Here is a 14344-nt window from a genome sequence, read left to right as displayed (position 1 = left end):
AGCGAAGACGTTACGACCCTTTCGTCAGACAAATCAGACACTCTCTCCACCACCACCCCACCTTTGACGCAACCCTGACACCCCACCGGTTCCCCGGCCGCTCCGGTCAGGTCCGGTCCGGTCCGATCAGGTCCTTCTGCCCCTTCATCGGAAGATCCCGGCCGATCGGTTCACACCCCGCGAGATTTTCTCGGCCCCGCGAAACCGGCCCGGCTCGGCCCCCGGAAGAACCGCATGCGAAAAGGCCGAGCCCTCCAGGACCCGGCCCTTCCACGATCTCGCCAGAAAACCTCAGCGCACCTCGGTGATCTCCGGTCCGCGCTGCAACTGCCCCATGCCGCCGGAGAACCGGGAGCCCTCCTCCTGCTGCTGGACCCCTTCGGGAACCATCTGCGCGTCGTTCGGCAGCTTGAGGACGATCGGGTCGCGGGGCGCCATCGGGCCCTCGCCGCGCACGACGACCGTGTCCCGGAAGATCTCCTCCAGCACCCCGGCGGCCTGCGGCTGCACGGCCCCCTGTCCGGAGATGACCCCGCGCAGGAACCACCGCGGCCCGTCCACGCCGACGAAGCGCACGACGTGGAACCCGCTCTGTCCGTCCGGCAGCTGCACCGGCACCTGCGCGCGCAGCTCCCAGCCCAGCGGTCCTTCGACCTCGTCGATGATGCCGCCCTGCTGGGTGATGCCGGAGGCGATCTCCTCGCGCACCTCGCCCCAGATGCCCTCGCGCTTGGGCGCGGCGAACGCCTGGAGCTGGACGGCGCTGTCGCGCAGCACGACGGTCGCCGCGACGATCGCGTCGCCCGCGACCTCGACCCGCAGTTCCATGCCGTCGACGCCGGGCACGAAGAGCCCGCCGAGGTCGACGCGGCCCTCGGCGGGGTCGCTCACCTCGGTGCTGTCCCAGGGGCCGTCGGGCCGGGGCTCGGGTTCGAGCCGTACGCGCTCGCGCGGGCCGCCCGTCTCGTCCGCCTCAGTGTCGACGCTGTCGACGACCTGCTCGGCCTCGCCGGCCGCGCCCTCGGCGGCATCCTTCTTCTTGCGACGTCCGAACACGTCACTGTCCTTCCCGGTCGGATACGACCGAAGCGTATCGATTCCCACCCGTTGTGCCGCCTGTGGCGACGTCACCGCTCGTGCTGTCCGTTCCCACCGCGGCGTGGCCGCCGGTGGATCCGAAGCCCCCCTCGCCCCGAGCCGAGCCGGGAAGTTCCGCGACCTCCTGGAAGCGGACCCTCTCGACCTGCTGGACGACCAGTTGGGCAATCCGGTCGAAGCGTTCGAACCGCACCGCCTCGCGCGGATCGAGGTTCACCACGATCACCTTGATCTCCCCACGGTACCCGGCATCAACCGTCCCCGGGGCATTCACGAGAGCCACTCCGCACCGGGCCGCCAGCCCGGACCGGGGGTGCACGAAGGCCGCGTACCCCTCGGGGAGGGCGATGGCGACCCCGGTGGGCAGGACGGCCCGCTCGCCGGGTTTCAGCTCGCACTCCTCGGTGGTGCGCAGATCGGCTCCCGCGTCACCGGGCTGCTCGTACGCCGGCAGCGGTACGTCGGGGTCGACGCGCCGGATCCGGACGGCGAGTTCTGGACGGGGCTCACGGCTCACGGGGTCACCTCGGGGGCGAGGGCGGTTCCGAAACACTGTTCGTAGTGGGCACCCGCGAGCGCGCCGGGCGCGGTCGCGTCGGGGTGACGCACCGGTGCCGGGACGTCGGCCGGAGGCTGAGGAGCTGCGGAAGGACCACTCACAGGCGCAGACCTTACCCGCCCGTCCCTCACCCTCGGCCACCCTGTGCTCACCGCTCTTACCCACCGGTCACCTCCACGCGCCCCGCCCCGGCCCCGGCGCCGCCGTGTCCCCGTGCCAAGCTTGGCCCATGCAGCTCTCCACCACCCCGTACGAAGAACGCCTCACCGCCCCCCGCTCGTGGTGGTTCCTGTCGTTCCTCGTGGGCGTCTCGCTGGCCCTGGTCATGCTGCCGTTCGGCACGCTGCCGCTGCTGGGGGGCCTGGTCGGGGGGACGGCGGCGGCGGCCGTCGTGGCCAGTGCGTACGGTTCGCCGCGCATCCGCGTGGTGGGCGGTTTCCTGATCGCGGGGGACGCGAAGATCCCGGTCACGGCGCTCGGCGAGGCGGAGGTCCTGGACCCTGAGGAGGCGCGCGCCTGGCGTACGTACAAGGCGGACACGCGCGCGTACCTGCTGCTGCGGGCGTACATCCCGGGCGCGCTGCGCGTCCTGGTGACGGACCCCGAGGACCCGACGCCGTACCTGTACCTGTCGACGCGGGCGCCCGAGCGGCTGGCGCAGGCCCTCAAGGAGGCCCGGGAGGCCACCGTCTAGGGCGTCAGCGTCCGAGTTCCCCACGGCTGCCTGGCGCGCGGATGTCGAGCGGTTCGGCGGGCTTCTCCAGGGGTGGGAGCGCGAGGAGCGCGTCCCACGGAATCTGGCGCTTTCTGAGGTCCTCGCGGAGTTTCGCCGCGAGTTTTCTGGTGTCCCTGCGGTTCATGACGGCCCCGACGGCGGCGCCGACCAGGAAGGGGACCAGGTTCGGCAGGTTGCGCACCATCCGCTTCATGATCTGCTGGCGCAGTTCGCGCTTCATCTGGCCGCCGAGCGCGGAGTTCACGGAGGACGGCTTGAGGACGTCCACGCCGCGTTCGCCGGACCAGGAGCGCAGGTAGGCCGTACTGCGGTCCTTGAGGTTGCCGGGCGGGCGCAGGCCGTACACCTCGTGGAGTTCGGCGATCAGTTTCAGTTCGATCGCGGCGACGCCGGTGATCTCCGCCGCCAGTTCCGCGGGCATCGCGGGCGGGACGGGCAGCATCGCCGCGGCGCCGACGCCCGCGCCGACGGTCGCGGACGCGTTCGCGGCGCCCGCCACGAGCTTGTCCGCGAGCTCCTCGGGCCCGAGGCCGGGGAACTGGCCGCGGAGCGTCGGGAGGTCGCGTACGGGGATTCTGGGGGCGTTCTCGATGATCCGGTCCGCGAGGTACCCGAGGCCCGCCTTGGCCCGGCTGCGGCCCTTGTGGACGCCTTCCCGGGCCAGGCCCCGGGCCCGGTCCCTGATCACCGCGGCCGACCGCCTGGCGACGGCCGCGGTGCTGTGCTGCGGCGCCGGGAGGTCAGCCCCGTCCGCCGCCGGTTCGAGCGAGGTCGATCCTGCGTCGGATGAACCTCGCCCGTCGTCACGCACGCCGAGAGGGTCGTACGACCCTTGGTCCGCTCTCCTCAGGGGGAAGCGGCGCTTCCGGGGAGGGGTCGAGCCAGTCACGGCCGACCCGCCCTCAGTCGCAGTCGCGGCAGATCGGCTGACCGTTCTTCTCGCGGGCCAGCTGGCTGCGGTGGTGCACCAGGAAGCAGCTCATGCAGGTGAACTCGTCCTGCTGCTTGGGCAGCACCCGGACAGCCAACTCCTCGTTGGAGAGGTCGGCGCCGGGCAGTTCCAGGCCCTCGGCGGCCTCGAACTCGTCGACGTCTACTGCGGATGCCGACTTGTCGTTCCGCCTGGCCTTCAGCTCTTCCAGACTGTCGGAATCGACGTCGTCGTCGGTCTTGCGTGGGGTGTCGTAATCGGTTGCCATGGTCGCTCTCCCCCTCTGGGTGAATGCGGTGTCTCCAGCGCACGTAACGCGTGAGAGGCCGGACTTGTGCCCGCCTTGAGGCGGAGATTTTGCCTCACATCAAGGTCTGTTACTCAATCGACACCCAACCGGAGCCCTCACGGGTGATCGGGTTGGATGGCGATCGGGACCGTACACGGTCCGAATGTCGCACTTCAAAGGCGTCCCACCGTGTACTTCCCGTCATCCGGACCCTCGAAAACCCGGATTTTCCGGGCCTTATGGCGGCCTTCATGATCACAGTGAGTAGATGGCCGGAAATTCGCCCTTGTGATCGATCACACACATGAGCACGGGGTCGAAGCCCCGAAAATTCCGCGCAAAGCGAACGCTCCCGCGTGTGTCGGGCCCCATGATCTCAGAGCGGCAGGGTGACACGCATCACCAGCCCCCCTCCCTCCCTCGGCTGGGCCGCGATGTGCCCGCCGTGCGCCCGCGCGACCGACCTCGCGATCGACAGCCCGAGCCCCACCCCCTTGTCGCTGCCGGTGCGCTCCGTACGCAGCCGCCGGAACGGCTCGAAGAGGTTGTCGATCTCGTACGCCGGGACCACAGGACCGGTGTTCGACACCACCAGCACCGCCTGTCCGTGCTGCACCTCGGTGCTGACCTCGACCCAGCCGTCCTCGGGCACGTTGTAGCGCACCGCGTTCTGCAGCAGGTTCAGCGCGATCCGCTCCAGCAGGACGCCGTTGCCCTGGACCACGGCGCGCTGCCGCTCGCCCCGGACCTCGACGCCCTTGGCCTCGGCCTCGCCGTGCACCTGGTCGATCGCCTGCCCGGCCACCTCCGCGAGGTCCACGGGCTTGCGCTCGACGATCTGGTTGTCGCTGCGGGCGAGCAGCAGCAGGCCCTCCACGAGCTGCTCGCTGCGCTCGTTGGTCGCCAGCAGCGTCTTGCCGAGCTGCTGGAGCTCCACGGGCGCACCAGGGTCCGACAGATGGACCTCCAGCAGCGTCCGGTTGATCGCCAGCGGCGTACGCAGCTCGTGGGACGCGTTCCCGACGAACCGCTGCTGCGCCGTGAACGCCCGCTGCAAGCGCGCCAGCATGTCGTCCAGCGTGTCCGCCAGCTCCTTCAGCTCGTCGTCCGGGCCGTCCAGCTCGATACGGCGGGACAGGTCCGAACCGGCGACCGCGCGCGCGGTGCGCGTGATGCGGCCCAGCGGGGTGAGCACCCGGCCGGCCATCGCGTACCCGAAGGCGAAGGCGATGACCGCGAGCCCCAGGAGGGCCAGCAGGGAGCGGCTGAGGAGGTTGTCCAGGGCGTCCTGGCGGCGGTGGTCGACGCAGGCGCTGATCGCCGCGTTGAACTCCGACAGCGACAGCCCGTCGCTGTTGGAGATGTTGTTGACGGCCGGGCAGTAGAGGCTCTCCACCTTGGTCTGGCCGCTCACGATCTTGAACGGCTGCTGGTTGCCCGTGTTGATCGCCTGTGCGGCCAGGAGGTAGATGATCGACAGCAGCAGGATGCCGGCGATCAGGAACATGCCGCCGTACAGCAGCGTGAGCCTTATGCGGATCGTCGGGCGCAGCCACGGGAAGGGCAGCTCGGGACGGCGGGGGTCCCAGGTGGGTTTCGGGGGCGCCTGGGGAGGCGCGGGTGTCGCGGCCATGGTGGATCAGATCCGGTAACCGGAGCCGGGCACGGTGACGATCACGGGCGGCTCACCGAGCTTGCGGCGCAGTGTCATGACCGTGACACGGACGACGTTGGTGAACGGGTCCGTGTTCTCGTCCCACGCCTTCTCCAGGAGCTGTTCCGCCGACACGACGGCTCCTTCGGAGCGCATCAGCACCTCAAGGACCGCGAACTCCTTCGGCGCGAGCTGCACCTCGCGGCCGTCCCGGAACACCTCGCGGCGGTTGGGGTCGAGCTTGATGCCCGCGCGCTCCAGGACCGGCGGCAGCGGCACGCTCGTACGCCGTCCCAGGGCGCGCACGCGCGCGATCAGCTCGCTGAACGCGAAGGGCTTCGGCAGGTAGTCGTCGGCGCCGATCTCCAGGCCCTCGACACGGTCGCTGACGTCGCCGGACGCCGTGAGCATCAGCACGCGCGTGGGCATGCCGAGTTCGACGATCTTGCGGCAGACGTCGTCGCCGTGGACGAGGGGGAGGTCCCGGTCGAGGACGACCACGTCGTAGTCGTTGACGCCGATGCGTTCCAGGGCGGCCGCACCGTCGTACACGACGTCGACGGCCATGGCCTCCCGGCGCAGTCCGGTGGCCACCGCATCGGCGAGCAGTTGCTCGTCCTCGACGACGAGTACGCGCACGTCGCTTGTCCTTCCTGTGTCCACCCGCGGGGCGCTTCGAACGGGCCCGCGCGGGCAGGGGGCTGCATGGTGTGTGTGAACCCATCCTGCCCTTTTCGGCCATAAGTCGGCTGTAAGGCGGGCGAGGGCCCGAAGCGGAGGTCCGGTGAGCGCCGGATGAAATGAAGGTGTGAAGCCCGGGAATGCCAGATTTTCTCGTCGGGTTGAGGTTTCCGTGGAAGGGAGCGGGGGGAGGAAGCGTTACACCCCGCGATCACACTCTGCTCGTTCCGCATCCCCGTGCGGTACGGCCGCTTTCGTCTCGTCGTTCGATGCGTCTCGCAGAGCGGACGTGGGTGCCCGGCACCGTCGCCGCCCAGCGCGTCCGGTGTGCTGGGCATCTGCCGCAGACGTGATCGCCCCTTCCGACTGGCACACCCCCGTGCCATCGACCCACGACCCAGGACGAGGGGGCGCAGCATGGACGCTTTCACCGCAGGACTCCTCCAGCGCATAAGGGCGACCGAGACAGACCTGAGCCGTGCTCAGGACGAGGGGGACGACTTCCTCGTCGAGGTGGAACAGGCGGAACTCGACGATCTGCGGCGGCTGGCCGCGGAGCACGGCGTCGAGGTCGGTGCCTGAGCAGTTGCAGGGGCTGATGTTCTCGGCCTGACGTGAGGAACCCCCGGTGAATCCAGCGCCGGGGGTTCTTCGCGTTCGCTCGGGGTCTGCGGCCCGTCAGCCCTGCCAGGCTCCCAGGTCCTCCAGGAGCTCCTGGAGGGGCTCGAAGACGCCGGGCGGGGCCGCGATGGTCAGGGCCGTCGAGAGGGCGTCTCCGGGGCGTCCTCCGGTCAGGGCGCCCGCTTCCCTGGCGATCAGGTCGCCCGCCGCGTAGTCCCAGGGGTTCAGGCCGCGTTCGTAGTAGCCGTCCAGGCGGCCCGCGGCGACGTCGCAGAGGTCGATGGCGGCCGAGCCGCCCCGGCGGATGTCCCGGACCCGGGGGATCAGCGCGGCGGCCACGGCGGCCTGGGAGGTGCGGCGTTCGGTGGTGTAGCCGAAGCCGGTGGAGATCAGGGCCCGCTCCAGGGGCGGCGCCTCGCGGGCCTTCAGGGGGCGGTCCTCCCCGGCGGCCGTGACCCAGGCGCCCCGGCCCCGTACGGCCTGGTAGGTCTCGCCCCGCAGGGGGGCGTGGACGACGCCCACGACCGTCTCGCCGTTGTGCTCGGCGGCGATGGAGACGGCCCAACTGGGCAGGCCGTAGAGGTAGTTGACCGTGCCGTCGAGCGGGTCGATGATCCAGCGGACGCCCGAGGTGCCCTCCTCGGAGGCGCCCTCCTCACCGAGGAAGCCGTCGTCGGGGCGGTGCCCGCCTATCAGGCCGGTGATGAGCTTCTCGGCCGCGATGTCCATCTCGGTGACGACGTCGATGGGGCTCGACTTGGTGTGCGCGACCGCGAGATCGGTGGGGCGGCCGTCGCGCAGGAGGGCGCCCGCCTTGTCGGCCGCTTCCTGGGCGAGGCCGAGGAGTTCGTCGTACAGCGTCTCGGCAGGCAGCGTCTCGTTGGGCATGGGGCTCCTCACGCGTAGGGGCTGTCGGCGCCCGCGGCGGCGGGCTTGGGGGCGCGGGTGGGGCAGCAGCCGACCGGGCACAGGTCGGCGGTCGGGCCGAGGGCGCCCAGGGCGCAGGGGGTGACCTCGCGGCCGGACTCCGTGGCCGCGCGCTCCAGGACGAGGTCGCGGACGGCGGCGGCGAAGCGCGGGTCCGCGCCGACCGTGGCCGAACGGCGCATCGGCAGGCCCAGTTCCCCGGCCTTGGCCTTGGCCTCGGTGTCGAGGTCGTAGAGGACCTCCATGTGGTCGGAGACGAAGCCGATGGGGGCGATGACCACCGCGGGGGCGCCCGCCTCGTGCAGCTCTTCGAGGTGGTCGCAGATGTCGGGTTCCAGCCACGGGATGTGCGGGGCGCCGGAGCGGGACTGGTAGACGAGCTGCCAGGGGTGGTCGGCGCCGGTGCGCTCGCGCACGGCGTCGGCGATCAGCCGGGCCGTCTCCAGGTGCTGTTCGACGTACGCGCCGCCGTCGCCGTGGTCCTCCACGGGGCCCGAGGTGTCGGCGGAGGCGGTGGGGATGGAGTGCGTCGAGAAGGCGATGCGGGCGCCGCCCCGGACGTCCTCGGGGAGGTCGGCGAGGGACTCCACGATCCCGTCGACCATGGGGTCCAGGAAGCCCGGGTGGTTGAAGTAGTGGCGCAGCTTGTCGACCTTCGGCAGGTCGAGGCCCTCGGCCGCGAGGGCCGCGAGCGAGTCGGCGAGGTTCTCGCGGTACTGGCGGCAGCCCGAGTACGAGGCGTACGCGCTGGTGGCGAGGACGAGGACGCGGCGGCGCCCGTCGGCGATCATCTCGCGCAGGGTGTCCGTCAGGTACGGGGCCCAGTTGCGGTTGCCCCAGTAGACCGGCAGGTCCAGGCCGTGTTCGGCGAAGTCCTTGCGCAGGGCGTCGAGCAGGGCGCGGTTCTGGTCGTTGATCGGGCTGACCCCGCCGAAGAGGAAGTAGTGCTGCCCGACTTCCTTCAGGCGTTCGGTGGGGATGCCTCGCCCACGCGTCACGTTCTCCAGGAACGGGACCACGTCGTCCGGACCTTCGGGACCGCCGAAGGACAGCAGGAGCAGGGCGTCGTAGGGGGTGGCATCGAGCGCGTCTGACATGGGTCGATCCTCCCACCCGGCACTGACAACGGGGAAACGGCGGGGTGTCCTGCCGGAGTTCCCGCGGCCGGCAAGCGTGGTGCGTACGGGTGACCCGGCCCGTAAGCTGTATGGGCCGAGTTGGCGCCTTACGAGCCGTACCGCGAAGCCGCCACCACCCGCACCCCGCCGAGCCGCCGGCCTGGTGCGGCCGCCCCGTACGACCGGAGACCGCCTTGGCCAGCCCTTATCGCGCACTGTTCGCCGCTCCCGGCACGAAGAGTTTCGCGACCGCCGGGTTCGTCGGGCGGATGCCGCTGTCGATGATGGGCATCGGCGTGGTCACGATGATCTCGCAGCTCACCGGCCGCTACGGCCTCGCGGGCGCACTGTCGGCGACCATCGCGCTGTCCGCCGCGCTGGTCGGACCGCAGATCTCCCGGCTGGTGGACCGGCACGGCCAGCGCCGGGTGCTGCGCCCGGCGACGCTGGTCGCGCTGTCCGCCGCGGCCGGGATGCTGGTGGCGGCGCACTGGTCGTGGCCGGACTGGTCGCTGTTCGTGTTCGCGGCGGGCATCGGGGCGGTGCCGAGCCTCGGGGCGATGGTCCGCGCGCGGTGGGCCGCCCTGTACCGGGGGACGCCGCAGCTGCACACGGCGTACTCGTTCGAGTCGGTCGTCGACGAGGTGTGCTTCATCTTCGGGCCGATCATCTCCATCGGGCTGTCCACGGCCTGGTTCCCGGAGGCGGGGCCGCTGCTGGCGGCGTGCTTCCTCGCGGTGGGCGTCTTCTGGCTGACCTCGCTGCGGGCCACCGAGCCGAAACCGCACCCCCGCGCGCGCAGGGGCGGCGGTTCCGCGCTGCGCTCGCCGGGGCTCCAGGTGCTGGTGGCCACGTTCGTGGCGACGGGGGCGATCTTCGGGGCGGTGGACGTGGTGACCGTCGCGTTCGCCGACGAGCGGGGCCACAAGGCCGCCGCGAGCCTCGTCCTGGCGGTCTACGCGGCCGGTTCCTGCGCGGCGGGGATCGTGTTCGGGCTGCTGCGCCTCTCGGGGCCGCCGGGGCGGCGCTGGCTGCTGGGCGTCCTGGCGATGGCCGTGAGTATGATCCCCCTCCTACTGGTCGGAAACTTGCCGTTTCTGGCTGTGGCGCTCTTCGTCGCGGGCCTGTCCATCGCTCCCACGATGATCACGACGATGTCCCTCATCGAAGAGCACGTACCACGCGCGCAACTCACCGAGGGCATGACCTGGATCAGCACCGGCCTCGCCGTCGGGGTCGCGCTCGGCTCCTCGGTGGCCGGCTGGGTGATCGACGCGGCCGGTGCGCGCGCGGGGTACGGGGTTCCGGCGGTGTCCGGGGCCGTCGCGGTCGTGGTCGGTTTCCTGGGGTACCGCCGGCTCAGCAAGCCGGCTACGGGTCGGGGAGGCACCGTTGAGCAGCACAGCGAGCGGGAAGAGCGGCACGTGGCGTAACTGGGGAGGGAACGTCGTCGCCCGTCCCGCGCGGGAGGTCGAGCCCGCCTCCGTGGAGGAGTTGTCCGCCGCCGTACGGCAGGCCGCCGAGGACGGCCTGAAGGTGAAGGCCGTCGGTACGGGGCACTCGTTCACGTCGATCGCAGCGACCGACGGTGTGTTGATCCGCCCTCAACTATTGACCGGCATCCGCAACATTGATCGCGATGCCATGACCGTCACGGTCGAGGCGGGGACCCCGCTCAAGAGGCTCAACATGGCCCTCGCGCGCGAGGGCCTGTCGCTCACCAACATGGGCGACATCATGGAGCAGACCGTCTCCGGCGCCGCCTCCACCGGCACGCACGGCACGGGCCGCGAGTCCGCGTCGATCGCCGCGCAGATCAAGGGACTTGAGCTGGTGACGGCGGACGGTTCCGTTCTCACCTGCTCCGAGAAGGAGAACCCCGAGGTCTTCGCGGCCGCGCGGATCGGCCTGGGCGCCCTGGGGATCGTCACCGCGATCACGTTCGCCGTGGAGCCGCTCTTCCTGCTCACCGCGCGCGAGGAGCCGATGCCGTTCGAGCGGGTGCTCGCCGAGTTCGACGCTCTGTGGGCCGAGAACGAGCACTTCGAGTTCTACTGGTTCCCGCACACCGGCAGCACCAACACCAAGCGCAACAACCGCAGCGCCGGCCCGCGCCGGCCGGTGAGCCAGGTCAGGGGCTGGGTCGAGGACGAGCTGCTGTCCAACGGCGTCTTCCAGGTGGCCCAGTGGGTCGGCCGGGCGGCTCCCGCGACGATCCCCGCGATAGCCCAGGTCTCCAGCAAGGCGCTCTCCGCGCGCACGTACACCGACATCCCGTTCAAGGTGTTCACCTCGCCGCGCCGGGTGCGGTTCGTGGAGATGGAGTACGCCGTCCCGCGCGAGGCGGTGACCGAGGTCCTGCGCGAGCTGCGGACGGCCGTGGAGCGCTCGGACCTGCGGGTCAGCTTCCCGGTGGAGGTGCGCACCGCTCCGGCCGACGACATCACGCTGTCCACGGCGTCCGGCCGCGACAGCGCGTACGTCGCCGTCCACATGGTCCGGGGCACCGCCTACCAGGCGTACTTCACGATCGCCGAGCGCATCTTCACGGCGCACGAGGGGCGCCCGCACTGGGGCAAGGTGCACACCCGGGACGCCGAGTACTTCGCGCGCGTGTACCCGCGCTTCGGCGAGTTCACGGCGCTGCGGGACCGGCTGGATCCGGATCGGCTGTTCCAGAACGACTATCTGCGGAGGGTGCTGGGGCAGTAGCGGGCGGGCTCGGGGCGGGGCTCTCGTCCCGGGGCGCCTCCGAGGGGGACGGTTCGTCGCCGGAGCCGGAGGGAGCCGTGGAGTCGGTGAGGGCGTGCCCTCGGGGGTCCGCGAGGAGTCCGTGGAGTTCCCGGACGACGAACCGCGCCCCGGGACCGCGTCACTGACGGCCGAACCTCCCTTTCCCCTAGTTGATCAACAATTGATCAACTATCCATGCAAGAAGGTGACGTCAGGACGTAACCGAAAGTTCCGATTCCGGATGATCCGTGAAGTAAGCCACGTTCAAGATCCCGAAAACAGGGGAATGCACGGCCAAGTCGCACCTCTTGCGAGAAGTTGAGGGGCGCGGCAATCCACGCACGTGGCCCAAATGGAGTACTGTTGCGAGCCCTGGGCCCGGCCTCCCTACAGGGTGTCCGGGGCCTTGCTGGACCGCCAGGAGGGGAACCAGTTGCACAGGGTGACGGGGTCAGTCACTTAGCGTGGCGAATCGGTAACCGTGCCATAACGGCGATCCAGGGCCCGTGCCCGACACGCCGGGCAACTCGGCAAGGTTGTGGCAGGCTGCACCCGGGCAGGCCACACTCGACTAGCGGAAGCAGCGACGCACGTGACGTCGGCAGGCACCACCCGGGAGGTCCCCATGCCCGAACTGCGGGTCGTGGCCGTCTCGAATGACGGAACACGGCTGGTGCTCAAAGCTGCCGACGCGACGGAGTACACACTCCCCATCGACGAGCGCCTGCGCGCGGCCGTGCGCGGCGACCGGCCCCGGCTCGGCCAGATCGAGATCGAGGTGGAGAGCCACCTCCGCCCTCGCGACATCCAGGCACGCATACGCGCGGGCGCCACCGCGGAAGAGGTCGCACAGCTCGCCGGCATCCCCGTCGACCGCGTCCGCCGCTTCGAGGGCCCCGTCCTCGCCGAGCGCGCCTTCATGGCCGAACGCGCCCGCAAGACGCCCGTACGCCGCCCCGGTGAGAACGCCGGCCCCCAGCTCGGCGAGGCCGTCCAGGAGCGGCTGCTGCTGCGCGGCGCCGAGAAGGACACCGTCCAGTGGGACTCCTGGCGCCGCGACGACGGCACCTGGGAAGTCATGCTGGTCTACCGGGTCGCCGGGGAGCACCACTCCGCGAGCTGGACGTACGACCCGCCCCGCAGGCTCGTGCAGGCCGTCGACAACGAGGCGCGGTCCCTGATCGGCGAGTCCGACGACCTCGCCGCGCCGGAGCCCAGCTTTCCGTTCGTGCCGCGGATCGCGCGGCTGCCCAGGGACCGTCCGCTGGACCGCGAGCGCCCCGCCCTGCCCGCACCGGCGCCCGAACCGGCCGAGGAGGCGGTGGCCGAACGGGACTCGCTGACCAGCCTCCTGGAGGCCGTCCCGAGCTTCCGGGGCGACCTGGTCGTCCCCGAGCGCCCCTCCGAGGACGTCGAGGAGACCGAGCAGGAGGCCGAGGTCGAGGAGCCCCCGGCACCCGCCGCGTCCGCCGGCTCCGCCTACGCGGACGTTCTCATGCCGCGCTCCGTGGGCAGCCACCGCGACCGCCTCATCGGCGCCACCGACCGCCAGGCCGAAGCCGACGGCGTCCGCCCCGGCCGCCGCGCGGCTGTCCCGAGCTGGGACGAGATCGTCTTCGGGACACGACGGAAGAAGCAGGAGTAGCGCTCGCGCGCGGGAGCGCCGAGTGAGTGAGCGTTCGCGCGCGGGGGCCGTTCCGTATCGGGCGGGCTCCGCGAACGTGCGCGTCGATGTCCGGTGCGCGCGGTACGTCTCGGTGGTAGACGGCGCCCGCGCGCGGGTGCGCAGAGAAGCGCCACCGTCCCGGTTTCTGCCCTGCGCGCGCGTGCGGTGCCACCCACAGGTCGAGCGGCCGACTCGCCTCCCCCCGCATGCCGGCCGGCTCTCCGGGGCCGCGCCCCGCCCTGCGCGCGGCCCCCTGCCGTCGCCCTACTGCGGGTCCGCCCCCACCGCGACCGGGCGGGACGGGTCGGAGGACCACTCGGACCAGGAGCCGACGTACAGCGCCGCCGGGATGCCCGCCACCGCGAGGGCGAGGACCTCGTGCGCCCCGGAGACGCCCGAGCCGCAGTACACGCCGACCTCGGTGCCGTCGGTGGCGCCCAGGGCCTGGAAGCGGTCCTTGAGCTCCTGCGCGGGCAGGAAGCGGCCGTCGGGGCCGACCGTCTCGGTCGTGGGCGCCGAGACCGCGCCCGGGATGTGGCCGCCGACCCGGTCGATGGGCTCGACCTCACCCCGGTAGCGTTCCCCCGCGCGGGCGTCGAAGAGGACTCCGGAGCGGGCGAGGCCGGCCGCGCCGTCCGCGTCCAGCAGGCCCCGCGCGCCGGGGACCGGCGTGAAGTCGCCTTCCGCGGGCGCGGGCAGGTCGGCCGAGATCTCCCCCTCCCAGGCCGGCAACCCTCCGTCGAGGACCCGCACGTCCGGGTGACCCGTCCAGCTCAGCAGCCACCACGCGCGCGCGGCGGCCCAGCCCTGCCCGCCGTCGTACACGACCACCGGCGTCTTCGCCGAGACACCCGCGCGGCGCATTGCGGCGCCGAAGCCGTCGAGGTCGGGCAGCGGGTGGCGGCCCGAGGCGCCCGCGGTGCCCGCCAGTTCGCGGTCCAGGTCGACGAAGACGGCGCCGGGGACATGCCCCGTGGCGTACGCGGCGTGGCCGTCGAAGGGAGGCTGACCCGCCGTCGGGACGCTGAGCTGCCAGCGGACGTCGAGGACCACGGGCGGGTGGTTTCCGGCCAGTTCGGCCGCCAGCTCGGGTGCGGAAATGATGGCGTTCATGGCGTCCATCCTTGCGCACGGGGTGGCCCCGCCGCCCGCGTCCGGCTACTCTGCCCGCCGGACAGGCTCGATCACCAGGTGTACGGGAACGGGCACACCGAGTACAGCCGATCAATACTTGACGGCAATCAATGTGAAACGGGCGCGTCATCACCGCCCCGCGTGGCGGCGTGCTCCGGGACGCGAGGCCGCGCGGGTGGTGCGAGCATCGGCACGGG

At 71.5% G+C, this 14344-nt stretch carries 14 protein-coding genes and 1 pseudogene; 5 read left to right on the top strand and 10 right to left on the bottom strand.

Translation table 11 applies throughout. From position 1 onward, the window contains the following. Positions 1 to 291: 291 nt before the first annotated feature. From ACLZOT_RS05415 to ACLZOT_RS05405, 3 genes and pseudogenes are all read right to left on the bottom strand, one after another. Entirely contained in the window at positions 292 to 1056 is a 765-nt protein-coding gene (locus ACLZOT_RS05415; RefSeq protein ID WP_416967551.1) for a DUF3710 domain-containing protein, read from the bottom strand. 1 nt (position 1057) lies between these two features. Further along, the gene (dut, locus tag ACLZOT_RS05410; protein ID WP_416967550.1) at positions 1058 to 1615 is read right to left on the bottom strand and encodes a dUTP diphosphatase; all 558 of its coding nucleotides are present in this window, start codon (positions 1613 to 1615) and stop codon (positions 1058 to 1060) included. Positions 1616 to 1641: 26 nt separating this feature from the next. Next, positions 1642 to 1758: pseudogene (locus ACLZOT_RS05405) on the bottom strand (PaaI family thioesterase); the annotation flags it as partial. A 128-nt stretch (positions 1759 to 1886) separates the two neighbouring features. Between ACLZOT_RS05405 and ACLZOT_RS05400 the strand changes: the two are divergent. Beyond that, positions 1887 to 2351, top strand: coding sequence for a DUF3093 domain-containing protein (locus tag ACLZOT_RS05400; RefSeq protein WP_416967549.1), 465 nt, complete (start codon positions 1887 to 1889; stop codon positions 2349 to 2351). 4 nt (positions 2352 to 2355) lie between these two features. On the opposite strand, the gene ACLZOT_RS05395 is transcribed toward ACLZOT_RS05400, so the two are convergent. From ACLZOT_RS05395 to ACLZOT_RS05380, 4 genes are all read right to left on the bottom strand, one after another. Next, positions 2356 to 3282, bottom strand: coding sequence for a hypothetical protein (locus tag ACLZOT_RS05395; RefSeq protein WP_416967548.1), 927 nt, complete (start codon positions 3280 to 3282; stop codon positions 2356 to 2358). 13 nt (positions 3283 to 3295) lie between these two features. Continuing rightward, a complete protein-coding gene (locus ACLZOT_RS05390) occupies positions 3296 to 3592 on the bottom strand; it encodes a DUF4193 domain-containing protein (RefSeq protein WP_003993510.1) in 297 nt (98 codons plus the stop codon). Between the two features lie 397 nt (positions 3593 to 3989). Next, complete coding sequence (locus ACLZOT_RS05385) at positions 3990 to 5246, bottom strand: sensor histidine kinase (protein ID WP_416967547.1); 1257 nt, start codon at positions 5244 to 5246, stop codon at positions 3990 to 3992. Positions 5247 to 5252: 6 nt separating this feature from the next. Beyond that, positions 5253 to 5906 carry a response regulator transcription factor gene (locus tag ACLZOT_RS05380; protein WP_010353034.1) on the bottom strand — a complete coding sequence of 218 codons (654 nt, stop codon included), beginning with the start codon at positions 5904 to 5906 and terminating at the stop codon, positions 5253 to 5255. A gap of 459 nt (positions 5907 to 6365) precedes the next feature. Between ACLZOT_RS05380 and ACLZOT_RS05375 the strand changes: the two genes are divergently transcribed. Next, positions 6366 to 6530 carry a hypothetical protein gene (locus tag ACLZOT_RS05375; protein ID WP_416967546.1) on the top strand — a complete coding sequence of 55 codons (165 nt, stop codon included), beginning with the start codon at positions 6366 to 6368 and terminating at the stop codon, positions 6528 to 6530. Positions 6531 to 6626: 96 nt separating this feature from the next. Here the strand turns inward: ACLZOT_RS05375 and ACLZOT_RS05370 are convergent, their stop codons facing one another. Next, positions 6627 to 7457, bottom strand: a complete 831-nt coding sequence (locus ACLZOT_RS05370; RefSeq protein WP_416967545.1) for an inositol monophosphatase family protein — start codon at positions 7455 to 7457, stop codon at positions 6627 to 6629. Positions 7458 to 7465: 8 nt separating this feature from the next. After that, entirely contained in the window at positions 7466 to 8593 is a 1128-nt protein-coding gene (locus ACLZOT_RS05365; RefSeq protein WP_416967544.1) for a ferrochelatase, read from the bottom strand. Positions 8594 to 8808: 215 nt separating this feature from the next. Here ACLZOT_RS05365 and ACLZOT_RS05360 point away from each other — a divergent pair, with 215 nt between their 5' ends. The 3 genes from ACLZOT_RS05360 (at position 8809) to sepH (ending at position 12992) form a co-directional block, all read left to right on the top strand. Then, positions 8809 to 10047, top strand: coding sequence for an MFS transporter (locus ACLZOT_RS05360; protein WP_416967543.1), 1239 nt, complete (start codon positions 8809 to 8811; stop codon positions 10045 to 10047). Beyond that, on the top strand, positions 10007 to 11326 hold the full coding sequence (locus tag ACLZOT_RS05355; RefSeq protein WP_416967542.1) for a D-arabinono-1,4-lactone oxidase: 1320 nt from the start codon (positions 10007 to 10009) through the stop codon (positions 11324 to 11326). The genes ACLZOT_RS05360 and ACLZOT_RS05355 overlap by 41 nt, the downstream gene beginning before the upstream one ends. Before the next feature lie 646 nt (positions 11327 to 11972). Next, the gene (sepH, locus tag ACLZOT_RS05350) at positions 11973 to 12992 is read left to right on the top strand and encodes a septation protein SepH (RefSeq protein ID WP_416967541.1); all 1020 of its coding nucleotides are present in this window, start codon (positions 11973 to 11975) and stop codon (positions 12990 to 12992) included. Between the two features lie 285 nt (positions 12993 to 13277). Here the strand turns inward: sepH and ACLZOT_RS05345 are convergent, their stop codons facing one another. Next, a complete protein-coding gene (locus tag ACLZOT_RS05345) occupies positions 13278 to 14126 on the bottom strand; it encodes a sulfurtransferase (RefSeq protein ID WP_416967540.1) in 849 nt (282 codons plus the stop codon). Positions 14127 to 14344 lie beyond the last annotated feature (218 nt).

This window comes from Streptomyces sp. 4F14, from assembly GCF_048159485.1.
Lineage (GTDB): Bacteria > Actinomycetota > Actinomycetes > Streptomycetales > Streptomycetaceae > Streptomyces.
The sequence above is the reverse complement of the archived record's forward strand: the minus strand, read 5'-3'. Positions and strand labels throughout refer to the sequence as shown.

What these genes read in the sequence shown, in the direction of transcription:
- ACLZOT_RS05385 (WP_416967547.1), bottom strand. Translation starts at nt 5,246, where the DNA reads ATGGCCGCGACACCCGCGCCTCCCCAGGCGCCCCCGAAACCCACCTGG.
- ACLZOT_RS05400 (WP_416967549.1), top strand. Translation starts at nt 1,887, where the DNA reads ATGCAGCTCTCCACCACCCCGTACGAAGAACGCCTCACCGCCCCCCGC.
- sepH (WP_416967541.1), top strand. Translation starts at nt 11,973, where the DNA reads ATGCCCGAACTGCGGGTCGTGGCCGTCTCGAATGACGGAACACGGCTG.
- ACLZOT_RS05345 (WP_416967540.1), bottom strand. Translation starts at nt 14,126, where the DNA reads ATGAACGCCATCATTTCCGCACCCGAGCTGGCGGCCGAACTGGCCGGA.
- ACLZOT_RS05370 (WP_416967545.1), bottom strand. Translation starts at nt 7,457, where the DNA reads ATGCCCAACGAGACGCTGCCTGCCGAGACGCTGTACGACGAACTCCTC.
- ACLZOT_RS05375 (WP_416967546.1), top strand. Translation starts at nt 6,366, where the DNA reads ATGGACGCTTTCACCGCAGGACTCCTCCAGCGCATAAGGGCGACCGAG.
- ACLZOT_RS05390 (WP_003993510.1), bottom strand. Translation starts at nt 3,592, where the DNA reads ATGGCAACCGATTACGACACCCCACGCAAGACCGACGACGACGTCGAT.
- ACLZOT_RS05365 (WP_416967544.1), bottom strand. Translation starts at nt 8,593, where the DNA reads ATGTCAGACGCGCTCGATGCCACCCCCTACGACGCCCTGCTCCTGCTG.